Origin of the sequence: Flavobacterium sp. PS2, from assembly GCF_046250155.1 — a bacterium.
GTDB lineage: Bacteria > Bacteroidota > Bacteroidia > Flavobacteriales > Flavobacteriaceae > Flavobacterium.
The window spans coordinates 5,064,678-5,084,415 of the sequence record NZ_CP176426.1 but is presented as its reverse complement, the minus strand read 5'-3'; the positions used below and the strand labels follow the sequence as shown (position 1 = coordinate 5,084,415).

Sequence of the window (19,738 nt, the reverse complement as noted above, 5' to 3'; positions counted from 1 at the left end):
ATTATCTATTATATATTCTATTCTTTTTAATCATTGAATGTCACTGTAAACGTACTTCCCACCCCAACTTCACTTGCGACGTTTACAGCTCCATTCATTGATTCAATCTGGTTTTTTGTTATATACAAACCTATTCCGTGTGCATCTTCATGTTTATGGAATGTTTTATACATGTCAAACAACAAATCCCCGTGTTTTTTTAAATCTATTCCCAAACCATTATCAGTTATAGTAAATGTTTTTTTGCCATTTTCTATAAAGAAATTAAACTCAATTATTAAAGCTCTTTCCGGATCAGCATACTTAATAGCATTGGTGCAAAAATTCAATAAGACGCTTTCCAGATAAGCCGGATTAAAATTAATTGTAGCTTCTTCCGGGATGTTATTTATAATTGTACCAAAATTTTTGTATTTGTATGCACTTACTATATCAAGTACTTTCTTTAAATATGAATTTAAGTTTAATGGTTTTACAATAATATTTTGGTTATTCTGAATATTTACAATTTGAGATAAATCGGCAATCGTATTATTCAAATCATTCGATACCGTTCTTAAATAACTAAATGCTTCACTGTTTTCGATGCCTTTATTTTCAGCATCGATCATATCCAAAAGCAATTTTAAATTCCCTGCATGCGAGTTTAAATTGTGTGCCACTATATGAGAAAAGTTCAATAACTGGCTATTCTTTTCACTGTATAGCTTCATTGTTTTCACCAATTCCAATTCCTTTTCTTTCTGGGCAGTAATATCAGTATGAGTTCCTATTACTCTTAATGGCTTTCCTTTATAGTCACGCTCTATAACTTCTCCTCTATCTAAAATCCATTTGTATTTTCCGCTAGAGGTTAACACCCTATGAAAATTTTCATAAAACGGAGTCTTATTATCAAAATGCTCATTTATAGTAGCGTAATATTCTTCTAGATCATCTGGATGTACAATTTCATCCCAACGTTCTGGATTATCAAAAATATCAGTAGAATTTATTTCGAGGATTTTAAAAGATTGCGACGAATAATAAACAGTATTCGTTTTTAAATCCCAATCCCAAACACCCGTGTTTGAAGCTTCCAGAGCAAATTGAAATCTTTCTTCCAGTACTTTGAATTTCAATTCCTGAGCTCTCAACTCTTTTATATTCGAAACCTTACTATAAAACATACGGTTTCCGTCCTCACGAAATTTTGAAGGGAAGCTATTCATAGCTCTATAACCATCCTTATTGTAAATATCAAACATCATATCTCTTCGCTACTAAATTCATCGACAATAAAACAAAAAGAAATTATCTCTTAATGTCCTTCACAAAGATACTAGCAATGAAATCAATAGTTTATAGTACATCGTACCACTTTATATAGAACTTGTACTACATGATTATGGGCATTAAACACAAAGGCTCGCAAAACTATTGATGAAGCTTTGCGAACCTTTCTCTAATTGCGGTTAATTCAGCATACTAAAAAACAGATTATAGATGCAGATTACGCAGACGCACTGCGGTGCGTCTCTACACCAATTGAAACACATACAAAATACAATCCATCCGTTTACACACGATACTTTGCGCTCTTTGCGGTTAACTCTAAGCTAGATCATAGTTTTTTTACCGCAAAGCACACAAATTTTTTATAAGTAAGATTCTATAAAATCGCGGAGTTCGCTAAGCTTTGTATTCTTTGTTTTTTAAGACAAAAAAAGCGGAGCTTAAATGGCTCCGCTTTTTAAAATATTTGTACTTAATAAAAGAATAGTACTTATGCTTCTATTTATTTCTCATCATAATAGAGATGAAAAAGCTTTATTAGTTCGGCTAGATTATCTACTTCCAGTTTTTCGAAAATCCTGTTTTTATAAGTACTCACAGTGGTTTTCTTGATCTTTAAAATTTCCAGAATTTCCAGATTACCGTATCCTTTAACAAATAAACGGGCTACTTCCATTTCTCTATTCGATAATACTTCTAACGGATTCGTTGGTTTTTTAGTAATATAAGAATCCAATATTCTGTCTTTAATATTCTGGGTCATGTATTTCCCTGAAGAAATCATTGTATTTATCGCCAATTTCATTTCGTCTTCAGAACTTTCTTTGGTTAAATATCCCGATGCCCCAGCATTTAAATATCGCATGGCATAAATATTCTCCTCTAGAGCCGAGAATATTAATATTTTGACCTCTGGCTGAATTGCCTTAATTTCTGCCAATATATTCAAGCTATTACCATCTGGGAAGTTTACATCCAAAATCAATAAATCTATTTTAACCTCTTTTAATATTTTAAAAGTATCGTTAAAAGTAGCTGCCTTATAAACCATAGCGTTCAAGAATAGTTCTTTAACAATTAAAGTCACCCCTTGACGTACTACGACATGGTCGTCGGCAATTAAAAAACTATAACTATTTGATGAATTCATTGTTTATAAATTAAATTATTATAAACCCGTTTATACTTCTAAAATACGAAAACTGTATTTATTCTGTTTTATTTTAAACTGGGCTTAATATCAAATTAAATACAACTTTTGTGCCTTTTCCTTCTTCGCTTTCAATTTTGATTTCTCCATCAAACAATTCGACTATTTCTTTACATAAATTAAGACCTAAACCTACTCCTAAATCATTGATTTTGTTAGATACAGCTCCTTGGTAATATAATTCGAAAATATTTTTTAAATCATGCTCTGGAATACCTGCTCCATTATCCTGAATCTCTATTTTTAAATTATACTCATAATCCGAACTATTATCAAGATCAATCCCTATAGATATGAGTCCGTTTTCGGTAAACTTATTTGCATTACCCACGATGTTGTAAAAAAGCTGATGAATTTTTGTAGCATCAGAGTACACTTCGTAATCGGAATTTAAATTAGAGTTTAACTTAATCTTATTTCCTTTGCTTTCTACCAGTGAAGACAAAGAATCTATAATTTGATTTATTTCTGATTTTAAATGAAAGTTTTTATTCTTTAGCTTAAGCTCGTGATTTTCTTCTTTTGAATATTCTAAAATCTGATTTGATAATAAAATCAAAGAATTAGTCGTAAACTGAATCGATTTGAATGTGTTCTTTATTTCAACATCTTTTATAGAAGAACTGATCTTCTTACTATACATAGAAATTATACTTAAAGGTGATCTTATCTCATGGCTAATCATTCCCATGATTCTATTCTTAAAGTTTAAACTCTGGCGTATTTGGTTCTGTGCAATTGTTAATCTTTTTTCATACTCAAAAGCCATTCTGGTAAAACTAAAAAGTATGATTGAAACGATAAGCATCACAATTATTAATATCAATAATGTATAATTCCTAACCGTTATATTTGATTTGTACTGATCCTGTAATTTTTTCTGAGAATCGGCCTGTAGCGTATTAATAGGATTTGTATAGTTAGGTAATATCGTAGCGCTTAAATTTAATAATTTGCTATTAAGCTCAGTCAATTTTAAATCTTGATCTCTTAAACTTGAAAATGATTTCTTTAAATTATTAAACTGGTTTTCATAATATTTATTAGTCGTTACAAATACATTTTTTATTTGATCCTCGATACTACCAGAAATAAGTTTATCATTGTATTTCATAGTTACAACAATCTTTAATTGTTCTTTCTGAATATCCATTTTACCAGCGAGCGCATCTCCTAATCTCGAGAAAAGTCCTTTTTTGGATACGCTATCAATTTTCATATAAGAATCCGTTTTAATACTATCCAGGATTTTCTTGTATTCAAACTTTTTAAAGTCTAATAAACTCGCTGCTTCTTTGTTATTTGGATTCGTTTGAAGCGCAATAATGGAGTCAATGGTAGATCGCAAAGCCAGAACATCCGATTCGGACTTGCTTTTCTCCATTAACAATTGTTTAAATTCCTGATTATTTGCAGTAACAGCGCTTAGTTTATCAACCAATTCACCTGTCTTATTTATTGATTCAGCGTATTCTTTTAAAGAGGCTTCGTCTTTATTACTTATATAATTATTATAGTGTTTTTGGGAATTAATAAACGAATCGTTAACCTCATTCGTAAGTTGTTTTACACTGCCTAAATAGTTTATCGAATCAAAAATCTTCGATACTTTGGCTTCATTAGTCGATTCGTTATACCATATTATAACTGCCATGATTTGTAAAAGGATTACAAATGCCAGCAAAGTATAATGAATTACTTTTCTATGTTCGAATTTTAGTTTTGTAAAACCAAATGTATTTTTTGTCAAGTTCTCTTTAGTCAAAATTTATACTGTATTAAGGTTAAAAAATGAACTAATAAAAATATTAACTCATAATAACTGCTTTGATATAGGTTCTGAAGTAGTATATGTACTACATTTTTTAAATAGTTATTGTTTTTAAAATATTAAAATCTGTGTTACCAATTAAAGATAAAATAGGTTTAATTGGTGTCAATGTTTTTTTTGAAAAAAAATTAATACTAAACTAAAACAAGAACACGCATTTAAAAGAGATTTGGGGAAGTCTTTTAACTAAATATAAAAACCAATATGTTCATACAATTTACATATTTTAATTATTTTTTAGAAATATATTTTCTTTTTTTATGAAAGAATATTTTGCAAAAATAACTTGCTAGAATTTATCAATATGTAGAACATCGGATAGTCATACTCTAGAACTTGTTCTACAAGTTAGCGCTTTTTATTATACAAATATAAGTTTTAATATAAATGTGAATCGCAAAAATCGAGTTTGTTGCCTTTATATAATCAAACTTAAAGATTCTTAAATCACTTACAGAGTTGTAAAAACGACTATTAGTTTAGATTTTTTGTACAATTCTGTTGATTGAATTTTATTACATAATCACCAATAAAAGTCGATTTTGATGAAAAATCCAAAATAAAACTTAATATATGTGTCTGATTTTGGTATATATGCAAGATTAAGGTATTTTTGCAAAAACGAAAATGAAAAGGTGATGATTATAAGAAAAGCAACAATAAAGGATTCCGAAAGTATTGCAACCTATTTACTATTAGCAATGGAGGATATCGTTTATAAATTTATTGGTGAAGAAAACTACAATAAAGCAAAAGACTTTTTGCTACACTTTATAGCAAAGGAAAATAATCAATACTCTTATCAAAATTGTTTTGTTGCTGTAGATGACAACGAGATTGTTGCTGCTGTAAATATATATGATGGTGCAAAATTAAACCTATTAAGAGAACCTATCGTACAATACGTTAGAACTCATTACAACAAAAATTTTAATCCTGAAGACGAAACTCAAAAAGGAGAATATTATATTGACACGTTAGGAGTTGATCCTAAGTGCCAGGGAAAAGGTATTGGATCTAAAATTTTACAGTTTTTGATTGATGAATATGTAAATAAAAATCAACAAACTTTAGGATTACTTGTAGACGAAGCAAATCCTCATGCTAAAAAATTATACTTAAAATTAGGTTTTAAACCTGTTGGGAACAAAACCCTGATTGGAAAGAAAATGGAGCACCTCCAGATAAAAGGCTAAACAATAGATAGATTTAGCTGATATATTGATAAATACGTTTTATAAACCCCTAATAAGACGAAGAAGAAAAGAATTATCTTTGCGAAAAATTAATAATACCACATTATAATAAGGACTTTTATATTCCTTGTTTTTAAAGAATACCATTGAATTTTAAATTAAAAAATAGCCTTTCTGGGCGTAACTTCTTTATTTTAGGAATTGTTTTCGTAGTCGTTACATTACTTTCTATTTATATACTAAGTAGTTTAATAACACAAATATCCGAAAAATCAAATTCTACCAACGCGCTACGTAGCTTTATAAAAAAGCAAGAAGTTCTAGCGCTGGAGTTTTCACGTTTTCTTGAAATCGAGAAAGAAATAAAGCAGATTATTAAAATTAGCACTCCTAATAATTTATCAAATAATTTAAACGTTTTAAGTACTATACATGCCAATCAGAATCTTGTAAAAAACAATTGGTTCCAGATAAACAATGGAAAAATAGAATTTAGAACCTCTAATAAGAACGCTGATTTAAGAGCGGATATCAGTGATTTCATTGCTAAAAACGGTGATAAAGATAAATTTAATTGTATCCTTAAAGATGGACAAAACATTTTTTGGCGTATTTATTTTAAAGCTAATGCAGCAAATGGCGAAGTAGTACGCTATGGTTATGATATTGATTTAAAAGCATTGCGATTCTATTTTTCAACCGTAGATCAATTGGCAGAAAATTATGCTTTTGTATTTGATAAAGAAGGAACTATACTTTATCACCCCGAAATTAAATTTATAAAGCAGAATGTTTTTAAAATAACCGATGTAGTACCATCAGATACAATCTTTGTTCCTAAGATAGATTTCACAAAAAAAATAGGCCTTTCCGAATATTTAAAATTAGACATTGTTAGATACACAAAACGTTTAAATGTAGCAGGTACAAATTGGTACGTTTGTGTCAATTTCCCAGAAAACATTGCAAATGAAGATGTAGATGCTATAAAAAAATATGCGTCATTAATTTACTTTATAACTACAGCAATCTTACTTATATTCTTTTATTTATTTGCGCTTTTTACCCGCAAAAGCTTTCAGGAAAAAGAAGACCTAGCCAAAGAAAAAAATAAATTAAGTTTAGAAAATGAAAAGATAAAGAAAGAAAAAGCATTGATTCAGTTGCACCAATTAAAGGAGCAAATTAATCCTCATTTTTTATTTAATTCCCTGAACTCCCTTTATATGCTTATTGAAAGTAATACTGGCGTAGCGCGCAAGTTTACTTTAAATCTTTCTAAAATTTATCGGTATTTAATAAATCCACCTGAGCAAAATATTGTTACACTAAAAGAAGAACTTCTATTTATAGAAAAGTATATCTTTTTGCAACAAACCAGATATAAAGACGAATTTAACTTTACAATAACAATCGAAGACAATAGTGTTTTATCAAAAAAAGTACCCTACTTAGCTTTTCAGATTGCGATAGAAAACGCTATCAAACACAACATTGCTTCAGATGAAAATCCGTTAAATATAACAATTACCATCCAGGAAAATAAGGTGGTCATTACCAATAATCTAAACGAAAAACAAAACTTCGGGAAGGAGTCTAAGTTTGGTCATAAGTACTTACAAAGTATTTACAACTACTATTCTAAAACCGATTTTGAGACGTTTAAAAGAGACGGTTTTTTTGTCTGTATTTTACCCTTAATTGAATAAAAAAAGCATTCACTCCCGAAAAAAAGCCACTCACTCCATTTTGTTTTTTTTAACGTAATGGATGCAATATTTTAGGCGAAAAATTAACCTAAACTTAACTTCAAATGAGGGAAAAGGCATTATTGAAATATTTAAAAAACACATTTATTCTACTATTATTAATTAGTAGTACTACAATTATTGCGCAGAAAAAAGATAAAAAAAGTAAAGAAAACAAAACTGAACAAGCAAAGGATTCTACAAGCAACAAAAAAGGAAAAAAATATGATGATCTTTTAAAAGGCGCAACCGTTAAAAAAGGATTATTTAACATTATACAAGCTAAAACTGATCTTTATCTAGAAATAAATGATTCTCTTTTTCAGAGAGAATTTCTTGTGGTAAATAAGATTTCTAATGTCCCAATGCAAGTTAATGAGGCTGGGTTAAATAAAGGAATGAACTATGAAAACAAGATAATTACTTTTCATAAAGATCTTGTTGCCAAAAAGGTATGGGTAAAATCATCTGTTCCTAGTGTTTCATCTCCTGTAGGTGATGCAATAACGGCATCTGTAAATAATAACTTCTCTGAGTCTATTATAGAAGTTTTTGATATCGAGACAAAAAACAATGATTCGACTTCGATTGTAATCAAAGCAAATAAAGTTTTTGACGGAAAACAAAAAAGTTTCAATGATGTTTTAAGCAACATCGGCTTTGGTGGATCTGTAAAATCAGAACTATCATATATTGAATATGCAAAATCGTTCCCAAAAAATATAGTTGTTAAGTCACAACTTACTACTTCTGTAAGCGAAGGTGGTGGTCCTGCCCTATCGGTTACAATTGGGGTAACTAGTAACATTATATTATTAGACAAAGTTCCTATGCAACCTCGTTTTTCGGATAGACGTGTAGGATATTTTACCGAAAAGCACTGGTATTTTAGCGATGATCAGCATGCAATGCGTGAGAAAGAATTAATAACACGATGGAGATTAGAGCCTAAAAAAGAAGATATCGAGAAGTACCGTAAAGGAGAATTGGTAGAACCAAAAAAACAAATCGTTTACTATATCGACCCTTCAACACCTAAACAATGGCGTTCATATATTATAGAAGGAGTTCGTGACTGGCAAGTAGCTTTTGAAAAAGCAGGTTTTAAAAATGCTGTTATTGCAAAAGAACCTACTGCTGAAGATACTGATTTTGATATCGACGATGTACGATACTCAGTTATTACTTATGTAGCTTCTCCAAAATCGAATGCGATGGGACCTGCAGTTGTAGACCCTAGAAGTGGTGAAATAATCGAATCGGACATTATATGGTGGCATAACGTTATGACATCTTTACACAGCTGGATGCGTATACAAACAGGTATAATTGATCCTAAAGCCAGAGGAAATAAATTTAGCGACGAACATATGGGAGAAGCTATCCGTTTTGTATCCTCTCATGAAGTAGGACATACTTTTGGATTAAAACACAATATGGGTTCTTCGTTTGCTTATGATGTAGAATCGTTACGTTCTAAAGATTTTACAGCAAAAATGGGTGGAACTGCTCCATCAATCATGGATTATGCTCGTTACAATTATATTGCTCAACCAGAAGATCACGTAGAGGCTATTACACCAAAAATTGGTGAGTATGATAAATACGCTATCGAATGGGGATACAGATGGTACGGTGACGAAAAAGAAGAGCACACGGCTTTAAATGGTCTTATCTCTAAACATCAAAATGATCCTCTTTATTTTTATGGAGAACAACAAGACGAAATAATTGACCCACGTTCTCAATCAGAAGATTTAGGAAATGATGCAATGAAAGCGAGTGAGTATGGTCTTAAAAACTTAAAACGTGTTGTAAATAATATCCTTGACTGGACGTATGATAAAGATGAATCTTACTACGAGACTGGTAAACTTTATATTGGTACTATTGGTCAATGGCAACTTTATAACAGACATGTATTAAGCAATCTTGGAGGTATTTATCTTAATACAACTGTACATGGTGATAACAAAGCTAGTTATGTAGCTGTTCCTGCTACTATCCAAAAAAGAGCTGTAGCGTATTTATTAAAAAACAGTATTGCAATTCCTGAATGGTTGTTTTTTAACCCAATTCTGGATAAAACAAATGCATTAAAAGATTCTCCACTTGGTCCTTATGAGTATACACCTTATACCCTGGCGAGAGAATTACAATACAGTACTTTATATAGTATGCTTAGTGATGATCGCTTGTTACGAATTACCGAAAATGAATTGTATCAGCGTAATGAAGCTAAAGAAAACGTATTTACTGTAACGCAATTATTTAAAACACTACGTCAGAATATTTTTGCTCCAACGATCCAAAATAAATCATTAACGATTATGGAACGTATGACACAAAAGAATTATATCGATGTGCTTATTGTTTCTACAAACAAACTTTTTGAGAAAACAGACGGCAAAAAGATAATCGAAATACAAGATAATTTAAACATGCCTCATTTATGTAATCAATTAGATGAATCAAAAATGGCACGTAATATCAATCAATCTTCTCTTAAAAGAGTTTCGGAAGTTACATCTGATAAAAAAGGAGAATTAAAACAAATTTTACAATTATTAAGAACCAAGAAAAATATTGGAAATCAGGAAACACAAAACCATTATTTTGATTTGATTCAACGAATAGAGAAAGCTTTAAATACCACACTATAAATCTTTTATCCTAATTAAAAACCAGAAATGAAAAAATTAATTTACATCTTGACCTTATTCCTGACGGTTGTTGGGTATTCGCAAGAAACTCGAACAATTACAGGAAAGGTAATTGATTACCAAGACAAATTACCAATTCCGGGTGCAACAGTATATGTTGAAAATAGCTCGGTATCTAATAGTACAAATCAAAAAAGCGTTATCGAAAGCGCTAGTATCGGTACTATCACAGATTTTGATGGTAATTTTGAATTAAAAATATCAAGCAACACTACAAGTGTACGTGTAACCTTTATGGGATACCAATCGTATACTATTAATGTTACAGCTCAAAAAAGCTATAATATTTCTTTAAAACCAGACTTAAGCGAACTTAAAGAGGTTGTTGTAACCGGATACCAAAAAATTGAAAAAAGAAAATTGACTTCGGCTGTAGCCAAAGTTAATATGGCTGATATTCAACAAGCAGGTGTTGCAAGTTTAGATCAATTATTAGTAGGTCAGGTTGCAGGTGTAGCAGTTACTCAAGCTACTGGTGCTCCTGGTGCTATTGCAAAAATTAGAGTTCGTGGTACAGCATCACTTTCTGGCTCACAAGATCCATTATGGGTATTAGATGGTTTACCATTAGAAAGCAATGATGTTCCTAAAAACTTTGATAAAGACAATATCGACGAATTAAATAACTTTTCAATCGCTGGATTAAACCCTGATGATATTAAAGATATTACAATATTAAAAGATGCCGCTGCTACCGCAATTTATGGAGCAAGAGCTGCAAATGGAGTAATTGTTGTTACTACCAAAAAAGGTAAAAAAGGGAGCATGAAAGTAAATTTCATAGCAAATACCTTTGTTACTATGAAACCTGATTTTTCTAAATTAAATCTTTTAGATGCTTCACAAAAAGTAGATTTTGAACTAGGATTAGCTAGCAGATCAGACTTAACTTATAGAGACTCTGGCGGAGAAATTTCTCGTATACTAAATCAGTCTAATGAATTAGGGGCTTATAGAACGGGAGGTTTTTCGGCGTTGTCTTCAGCTACGCAAAATTCTATTAATAACTTAAGAAACAATAACACAAACTGGGGTGATTTATTATACCAAAGTGCTGTAAATACACAATATGGTTTAAGTTTCTCTGGTGGAGGCGAAAAATCTGATTATTACTTCTCTTTAGGAGCTTATAACGAGCAAGGTGCTACAGTAGGAACTGGATACGACAGATATAATATTACTTTAAAAAACAACTTTGAAGTTACTGATAAGTTAAACATTGGTATTGGGTTATTTGGTTCTGAAAGCAAAACAAAATCATATATAACAGACACAGATGGTTTTACAAATCCTGCTAATTACTCAAGAACAGTAAATCCGTATGTAACTCCTTATAATGCAGATGGATCTTATAACTACGACAAAGATATTAGTGGTTATTCTGATCGTTACATCCCTTTTAACATTATTGAAGAAAGAGAAAACTCTTCTTACGAATTAAAGAACAGAGCGATTAAAGCTATTCTTGATGTAGATTACAGAATTACAAAAGGCTTAAAAGCAAGTACTCAGATTGGTTTGCAATTTGACAATACATCTAGTGAGAAATTTGCGGATAAAAACACCTATTTTACCAGAAAAGAAAAAGAGAAAACGTTAAGATTTAATAATGGTAAGCCAGCTTATTTTCTTCCTGAAGGTGGAATTATCCAAAACACAAATACTGACTTTTTCCAATACAACTGGAAAACGATGTTAAACTACTCTACTGTTTTCAATGAAAAACATGAGTTGGAAGTTATGGTAGGAAGCGAATTGAGAAGAAATTACAACACTAGTATTGCAACCAAAGCATTTGGATATGATCCAAAAACGTTAACTTCAATTCAGATAATTTTCCCTAGCGCCGATCTTGCAGACGAACCTGTTTATAGAACTTATAAAAAGTCTAAAAATGAAAATGCATTTGCTTCATTTTTTGCAACAGCATCTTATACCTATGATAGAAAATATACTTTCTTCGGAAGTGTTCGTTATGATGGTTCTGACTTATTTGGTGTAGATCCAAAATACAAATACTTACCACTTTGGGCAGCTTCAGCTTCTTGGTTAGTATCTGAAGAAGATTTCTTAAAAGGTAATGAGACTTTATCTAACTTAAGATTACGTGCTTCTTACGGATTGCAAGGAAATATAGACAAAGGAACATCACCATTTGTAGTAGGAGAATATAAAATTGAAACTATTTTGCCAGGACAAACTGAGCCAAGTATTGCGATATTAAGCCCTCCGAATGATAAATTAAGATGGGAAAAAACAGAAAATACCAATTTAGGTATGGATCTGGGTTTATTCAATAACCGTATTAGTATTGTTACAGATGTTTACGGAAGAAAAAGTAGTGATTTAATTGGAGTTCAATCACTTCCTGTTGAAAACGGATTTGAGTACACAACTTTAAACTGGGCACAAGTAACTAATAAAGGTTTTGAGATTGCATTGGCTACAAAAAATATTGATCGTCCTAATTTTAAATGGACCACTAATATTAATTTCTCGCACAATAAAAGCAACGTTGATCGTATGCAAATAAGAGAAAATGCGCTTACCCCATCAATAGAAGGGTACCCGGTAAGAGCGGTATTTGCTTTAAAAACAAATGGAATTGATGAGAATGGATACCCTTTGTTTGTAAATAAAAATGGTGAAACGGTTAATACCCAAACATTCTTTCAATTATACGATGCTTTAGCTGAAGTTATACCTGGAGAGTTCTCACAAACTAAACTTGATACTAAAGAAATAAGAGATTTATTTACTTATGCTGGAGATTTAGATCCTAAGTATACAGGTGGTTTAACCAATACTTTCAAAATTCATGATTTTGATATTACAATTGCTACCACTTTTAATATTAAACAAACAGTTGTAGAAACACCTCCGTACAATGGAACACTTGTAGATCGTGGACAAAACTTTACTACTGATATTCTAAATGCATGGTCTCCTACTAATACCGGATCAAACTTACCAGGAATTGTTGGGAAAGATAGTGGTACTGGCGACTCTTGGCTGGCTTATAAATGGTATGCTGGAACAAACTCAATAAATACCAATAAATATTTAGATACTTGGGTACATGAAATGAGTTATATGCGATTAAGCAGTTTACGTTTTGGATATACGTTACCTAAAAAAGCAATAGAAAAAATGTTTTTTGATAGTCTAAGATTTAGTATTGAAGGAAGAAACTTATTTGTTATTAGCTCTGATTACAAAGGATATTTTGATCCGGAGACTTATGGAAACATCTATGCTCAGCCTATTCCTAAATCAATAACATTAGGATGTAACATAACTTTTTAATTAATTTAAGATGAAAAATATATCAAAATACCTATTCCTTTTTGTAGCTGCAATAGTTGCTACAAGCTGTGATGATTACCTGGATGTAAAGCCAGTTGGGAAAGTAATTCCTGAAACACTTACTGATTTTAGAGCTGTTCTTACTAAAGGATATGCTGTTTTCCCTTTGCACAAATCACTAACGGTTTTAAGAGGAGACGAAATGCTGCTTGAAGAAGAAAGCAATGATTTAGTATTCTACAAAGATAACTATATGTGGAATGATGCAAATCCGGATCTTATTGCTACAAAATTTCAATATGGACAACTATACAATTGTATATTTTACACCAATGTAATTATTAACGAAGCTAGTGATAAACTAGGTGCATCGCCAGAAAAAGATCAATTAGTTGGAGAAGCATATGCCTTAAGAGCGCTTGCTTACTTTGACTTAATTAACCTATTCGCAAAACAATATGATCCAGCAACTGCTAGTTCTGAGAGAGGTGTTCCATTGGCATTAGAAATAGATTTAGAGCAAGCCTATATACCACAAAGTGTAGAAGTTATTTACGGTCAAATCTTATCGGATAAAGAAGAGGCTAAAAAATTGCTTAACTTAGATACACAGGCTAAAGGACTAAACTATCGTTTTTCTAAAGCTGCATTATACACAATGGAATCTCGTGTTTACTTGTTCCAAAAACAATGGGCTCAAGCTATACAAGCAGCAGACAAAGCAATGGCTATTAACAATTCGTTAGTTGACTTAAACGTTACTCCTATTTTGCCAAACAATTATGATACAAAGGAATCGATAATGGCTCTTGAAAATACGTTTGAGAATAAATTAAAAAGATCTGCTTATCCATCTCCAACCTTAATAAATGCATATGACAAAGTAAATGACTTGCGTTATAAATTGTATTTTAAAGTAAGTGGAAGCGGATTTATATTTTTAAAAGGTGGTGAGATATACCAAAAAAATACATTTAGAACTTCTGAATTGTATTTGACAAAAGCAGAAGCTTCTGTACAATTAAATGATCTTGCGACGGCAAGAACAACTATATTAAATTTCATTAAGAACCGATATAATACCACAGGTTACGCTCAATTGAGCACAAAGATTAGTGCTATGAACCAAACAGAACTTCTTGATTTTGTATATCAGGAAAGACAACGTGAGTTTGCCATTGAAGGGCACCGTTGGTTTGATTTAAGAAGAACTACTCAAAAACAAATCGAACATACACTGAGTAACAAGACCTATACTTTGATCAAAAATGATCCGAGATATACGTTGCCTTTCCCATTAGATGCACGATTAAACAATCCAGAATTGTAAATTAAATTAGCTCCGTTTTTAACGGAGCTTTTTTTTTTAACTTTGCAAAAAAAAGGAGAAATGAAAATAGTCATTATTGAAGACGAATATCTTGCTTCAAGCTATCTGAAATCTATTCTGGAACAGCAAAGTATTATTACTATAAGTGAAATAACTTTATTGAAATCAGTAAAAGATGCTGTAGCTTTTTTTGAGAAAAATACCGTTGATCTTGCTTTTATGGATATTCATTTAGGTGACGGAAAAAGTCTTGATATCTTTGAAAAAACTACTATTTCATGTCCCGTTATTTTTATAACAGCTTACGATTCTTATGCTGTTAAAGTTTTTAAACATTTTACTATAGATTACCTCCTTAAGCCATACGAAGAAGAAGAATTATTAGAAGCGCTATCGAAATATAAAAACATAAAGGAAACATTTAATCCCAACCCTATTGTTGAATCGCTTGTTACAATTGAAAACCAAACTAACATTCAGCACCACTTTTTGGTAAATCACAGAGATAAACTTATATCTATAAACGATAGAACAATCTCCTATTTTTACGCCACAGGAAAACATCTTTTTATTTATACAAATTCAGGCAATAGTTATTTTTATAATAGCAATCTTAAGGATCTTATAAACAAACTAGACCCTACTCTTTTCTTTAAAGTAAATCGAAAATATATTTTTAATCGAAATCATATTCAGGAAATCGTCAAGCATTCTAGTCAGAAAATAGAGTTGTTATTAAACATTTCTATTCCCGATACCGATCCGATTATTTTGAGCAAAAAAGAAATTAGTAATTTCAAAAACTGGCTTGATTCGTGACTTATTAAGTTACTATCCCGAAGCTTCGGGACTGAGAGACTAAGGTTCTAAGACTGTGTACTTATATTGAGTACTTATATTGAGTACTTTTTTTTGCAACGAATTTACACAAATAAAAAATCTGCTAAATCTGCAGAATCTGCGTGCTTCTTTTTTTTGCCACAGATTAAAGAATTAAAATGATTCCAAAACTTTGCGCCCTTTGCGAACTCTGCGGTTAATTCTCCACAATCTTGTCTCCCTGACGTAGGAAGGGTCTCCGCAAGAAACTAACACAAAGTATTCTCTAGATTGTCGAGCTACTCGTGAAGATTTCTCGTTCCTCAAAATGACAACATCGGCGAGAAACTTTGCGCCCGACGCTTCGGGATTGCGTAATCCTTTGCGAACTCTGCAGTTAATTTTCGCAAAAGACAATCACTACCTTGCTCTGCTGTTTTCCGTTTGTTCCACTTCTTTTTTCTTGTAATCTGTTTTTTTGGAGTTTCCAAAACTATACGTTGCAACAAGCTTATAGTAATTTGTCGTGTATGTTCTATGATAATAAATCTCAGTTTGTCCTACGGTATAATTTCCAGAAGCATAAAATCCTTTAAAAATATCATTGGCAGAAAAGTTCAATTTTAAGGCATTATTTAAAAAATTTCTTTCGATTCCCAATGTTACTATCGAGCGACTATTTTCATCTCCCAATCCGTAGCTTTTATCACCCAGATACCAGGCAAGCAATTGAATTTTGAACACATCAGGAATGGTAAATGTATTATTTGTATAGAGATAAATTTGTGGTTTTGTTGCACCTAATGTAAATGAATAAGTGTTGTCTACAGATTTTGTGTAATTCATACTCACGGTATTGGTCGAACTCCACCATTTGCTTGTAAATGACCTTGAAATCGATGCAAAATAACTATTTTCTTTATCTAAATTCAATGATCTTAAAATATAACTATTGGGATTAATACCGCGTAAAGCAGCTCCAGAAATAGGATCGACTTTGTACGTGTATCCTATTTTAAAATCATACTTTTTATACATTGCTCCTATTTCAAAAGCATAGATTTTTTCTGGTTTAAGATTAGGATTTCCTTCGATAGTTGTAAATGGGTCCTGGTAAACAACATACGGATTGAGCGCCTGATATCTTGGTCTTGTTATTCTTGAAACATAAGAAGCATGCAACTTCAGATCATCAGAAAGAGGCATATTCAATAATACATTAGGAAAAATATCGGCATAACTTTTCCTGAATTTCTGATTCCCGCCTGCAGTTGTATTTAATTCATAATTGGTCCATTCGCCTCGAGCGCCCAAAGAATAATTAAACTTTTTTCCTAGAGAACTACTGTAATTTATATACGCAGCTCCAATTTTTTCTTCATATTTAAAATCACTCGAAAGGTCTTCATCAAATACAAATTCGGGATTTTTATCATCAGCAATCAAAAAATCAGAACTTGTTTTGATTGTTGCATAACTTACTTTTGCACCTGCTTCTAACTTTGTACTTTCATTTATTTTTTTTGCATAATCTGCCTGAGTGTTTATAATATTGATGGTATTATCGGCATTGTTTTTTAAATATCTCTCTGTATTTAAGCTGTTAACCAAACCATTTTCATCAATAAGATCTCTTGTAAAACCATTGTAATTAGAAAATTGTGTACCTACAAATAACGATGAGCCTTTATCATCTGTAATTGTATTATAATTTAAGTTTATAAACTGATTGAGTCTAACATCATTTCTGTCAACATCTGTAGCATAAAAACTATTGCTATTGTTGGTTGCAATCGAATTTCGATTGGCTACTACTCCACCCAAATCATTAATATTCCCACTATATTCCAACGAAATATAATTCGATTCAGAAAAAGTATATTGTAGTCCAAATCCAAAGTTAGAATAGTTATTAAATCTACGTCTCCAATCTGTGGTAAGTTCAGATTTCATAAATTCGGTAGGATCAGGTCTTGTTCTGGTTGTATATAACAGTTCTCTGTTTTTACCTAATTGCAGTCCATAATTACCAATAATAGAAACTTTTCCTTTATTGTAATTAAAATCTAGCAGTGTATTTGTACTTGTTCCTCCAAATTCCGAAACTGTAATCTGTTGGCTTGCCGTTCCCATAACTCCACTCTCAAAGTTTTTCTTTGTAATGATATTAATGACCGCTTTTCCTTCGGCATCATACTTAGATGATGGATTAGAAATAACTTCAATCTTGGCAATTTGCGAAACAGGAATTGCTGCAAAACGTTCGTTACTAATTAAAATTCCGTTTAAATAAATAATAGCTTCTCCTTTTCCTAATACACTAATTTGTCCTTCGGAAACAATTACATTTGGAACTCTGCCTAATAGTTCATTTACCGAACTACTGGTAGAAAGCAAAGTATTAGCTACGCTAACCTCAAGTGTTCCATTAGATCCATATTTTAGCAATGAAGCTTGATTTTTTATAACAACTTCATTTAACTGATTGTTGTTTCCATTAACGAGTATTGTACCCAAATTTATATTTTCTTTTCCATTGAAAGTAATATGCTGGAATTTGTCGGCAAATTCTACAGAAGTAAGTTTTATCAATACTTCTTTTTGATTGATATCAGATAATTGAAAAATACCATCTAAAAAATCCTGCTGTTTAATTAAAATAGAATCACGAACAGACAACAATGAAATATTTCCCATCATGGGTTCGTTGCTATGATTAGTAACTTTTCCTGACAGAAATTTTATCGATTGTGCTTTTACAGTTATAGATGATATAAATAAACAATAGATGTAAATGAAAACTAAGATTAGAATTCTCATAAAATTTAACGATTAAGATTTGACTTTTTATTAGTACAAAAGTCTATCGTAAATCGCAGTATGAGGTCATTCAAAGAGAAATCAGGAGTACGGATTTATAAATCTACACTCTGTTTTGCTGCCCTAACAGACTTTTAAAACCTGTTAGGTATTTTTTTGAGCTTTTTCTTTTAGAAAAGCTAAGATTAAACACAATACTGTCATTTCGACGCAGGAGAAATCTCCGCGAGAAGCTCACCAATTTAAGGCAAAACTGTGGGTTAGTTTCTTACGGAGATTTCTCCTGCGTCGAAATGACAAGTTTGGGATTATTTTGTGCAAAATTAAAGTTCTTTACCCCCTTGGTTTGGGACTTGCAGGAATAAAATTGAAATCAGAATTATTAAGCTAATGAAGCTTGTAACTGATAATTTAAAGGTGTTGTTCCTGTATGCTTTTTAAACGCCACAAAGAAGGTTGATTTAGAATTAAATCCTACATCGTAACCAACCGATTCTAAAGTAAGTTTATTGTTAGAAGTTATGATTTTGCACGCTTCGTTTATCCTAAATTCATTAACGTAACTGGTAAAATTCTTTCCAACGTTGTTATTTAAGAACTGAGATAATTGGTGGCTTGAAATAGTAACTTCTTTGGATAAATCTTGTAATGTAAGATTTGGGTTTTTATATAGTTCTTTTTCTACCATTACATTCTCTAGTTTTTGCAACAAGATTGTTTCTTCGGCTGAATCAATTTTCTTTCCTGAATACTTTGGAGAATTAAGTAAAAATAAATCGTCTGTTTTTTTTCGGTATAAAAGAATAGAAATTATCATATACAGAATAAAAGAAAAAATTATAGATCCACTTAAATAAGAAACAAACGGTGCATTAATCAATGCCAGAAAATAGAAAGTAAAAAGTAAGGTATTACCAAGGTAAATCATGCCAAACCACATTTCGGCTGGATTTGTTTTTTGTTTTCTGCTTACAATCTTTTTTAATACTTCTTTAATTGTAAAACCTGCAAAAACTACATATACAAACCACTGAATATAAATAAGTTTTACAAAATAATCTCTCCAAAGCTGAGGGTAAACACTATACGGAAACAGTATTCCAACAGTAATAATAAGTATTGCCCAGAAAATAAGGGTCAGTTTCCAGGATTTGGGCATTACATGAATTTCCTTAACCGAAGCTTTCATGAAATAATATAAAAACGGACCTATAAAAAAACAAGCCGAAAGACCAATTTGAAGATAGGTTTTAGGTAAGGTTGGATCAAAATATATAAATACAGATTTAGCAATTCTAATACTTAACGCTAGTAAGAGTGCGCCTAGAAAATAATTCCCGAAGTATCTTTTCTTTGTAAAAAAGAAGAAATAAATACCCAGAATAATTCCGTTGAAAGCTCCCAAAGCACTAAAAAAGAATAAAAGTTCTTTGCTAGTATCCATAATATATTTTCGTTTTATAAATAGTTATTCTGCAAA

11 protein-coding genes are annotated in these 19,738 nt (G+C 31.2%); 6 read left to right on the top strand and 5 right to left on the bottom strand.

The genetic code is table 11. The features are described 5' to 3' along the window. Nucleotides 1–26: 26 nt before the first annotated feature. The 3 genes from ACJ6WR_RS21945 to ACJ6WR_RS21935 form a co-directional block, all read right to left on the bottom strand. Entirely contained in the window at nt 27–1,250 is a 1,224-nt protein-coding gene (locus ACJ6WR_RS21945) for a sensor histidine kinase (RefSeq protein ID WP_409416501.1), read from the bottom strand. 527 nt (nt 1,251–1,777) lie between these two features. Next, on the bottom strand, nt 1,778–2,425 hold the full coding sequence (locus ACJ6WR_RS21940; RefSeq protein WP_039114701.1) for a response regulator transcription factor: 648 nt from the start codon (nt 2,423–2,425) through the stop codon (nt 1,778–1,780). Between the two features lie 73 nt (nt 2,426–2,498). Then, a complete protein-coding gene (locus ACJ6WR_RS21935) occupies nt 2,499–4,139 on the bottom strand; it encodes a HAMP domain-containing sensor histidine kinase (protein ID WP_131474497.1) in 1,641 nt (546 codons plus the stop codon). 815 nt (nt 4,140–4,954) lie between these two features. On the opposite strand from ACJ6WR_RS21935, the gene ACJ6WR_RS21930 reads away from it, so the two are divergent. From ACJ6WR_RS21930 to ACJ6WR_RS21905, 6 genes are all read left to right on the top strand, one after another. Then, entirely contained in the window at nt 4,955–5,512 is a 558-nt protein-coding gene (locus tag ACJ6WR_RS21930) for a GNAT family N-acetyltransferase (protein ID WP_039114705.1), read from the top strand. A 146-nt stretch (nt 5,513–5,658) separates the two neighbouring features. Continuing rightward, the gene (locus tag ACJ6WR_RS21925) at nt 5,659–7,221 is read left to right on the top strand and encodes a sensor histidine kinase (RefSeq protein WP_039120460.1); all 1,563 of its coding nucleotides are present in this window, start codon (nt 5,659–5,661) and stop codon (nt 7,219–7,221) included. Between the two features lie 104 nt (nt 7,222–7,325). Continuing rightward, the gene (locus tag ACJ6WR_RS21920; RefSeq protein ID WP_409416500.1) at nt 7,326–9,923 is read left to right on the top strand and encodes a zinc-dependent metalloprotease; all 2,598 of its coding nucleotides are present in this window, start codon (nt 7,326–7,328) and stop codon (nt 9,921–9,923) included. A gap of 27 nt (nt 9,924–9,950) precedes the next feature. After that, nucleotides 9,951–13,289, top strand: coding sequence for a SusC/RagA family TonB-linked outer membrane protein (locus tag ACJ6WR_RS21915; protein WP_409416499.1), 3,339 nt, complete (start codon nt 9,951–9,953; stop codon nt 13,287–13,289). A 10-nt stretch (nt 13,290–13,299) separates the two neighbouring features. Next, nucleotides 13,300–14,619: a RagB/SusD family nutrient uptake outer membrane protein gene (locus tag ACJ6WR_RS21910; RefSeq protein WP_409416498.1), complete on the top strand. Its 1,320-nt coding sequence runs from the start codon at nt 13,300–13,302 to the stop codon at nt 14,617–14,619. Between the two features lie 60 nt (nt 14,620–14,679). Further along, on the top strand, nt 14,680–15,438 hold the full coding sequence (locus tag ACJ6WR_RS21905; protein WP_039120466.1) for a LytR/AlgR family response regulator transcription factor: 759 nt from the start codon (nt 14,680–14,682) through the stop codon (nt 15,436–15,438). A gap of 420 nt (nt 15,439–15,858) precedes the next feature. Here ACJ6WR_RS21905 and ACJ6WR_RS21900 read toward each other — a convergent pair whose 3' ends face one another. Together ACJ6WR_RS21900 and ACJ6WR_RS21895 are read right to left on the bottom strand one after the other, a co-directional pair. After that, nucleotides 15,859–18,258, bottom strand: a complete 2,400-nt coding sequence (locus ACJ6WR_RS21900; protein WP_409416497.1) for a TonB-dependent receptor domain-containing protein — start codon at nt 18,256–18,258, stop codon at nt 15,859–15,861. A 382-nt stretch (nt 18,259–18,640) separates the two neighbouring features. Beyond that, entirely contained in the window at nt 18,641–19,702 is a 1,062-nt protein-coding gene (locus tag ACJ6WR_RS21895) for a helix-turn-helix domain-containing protein (RefSeq protein WP_409416496.1), read from the bottom strand. Between the last annotated feature and the right edge of the window lie 36 nt (nt 19,703–19,738).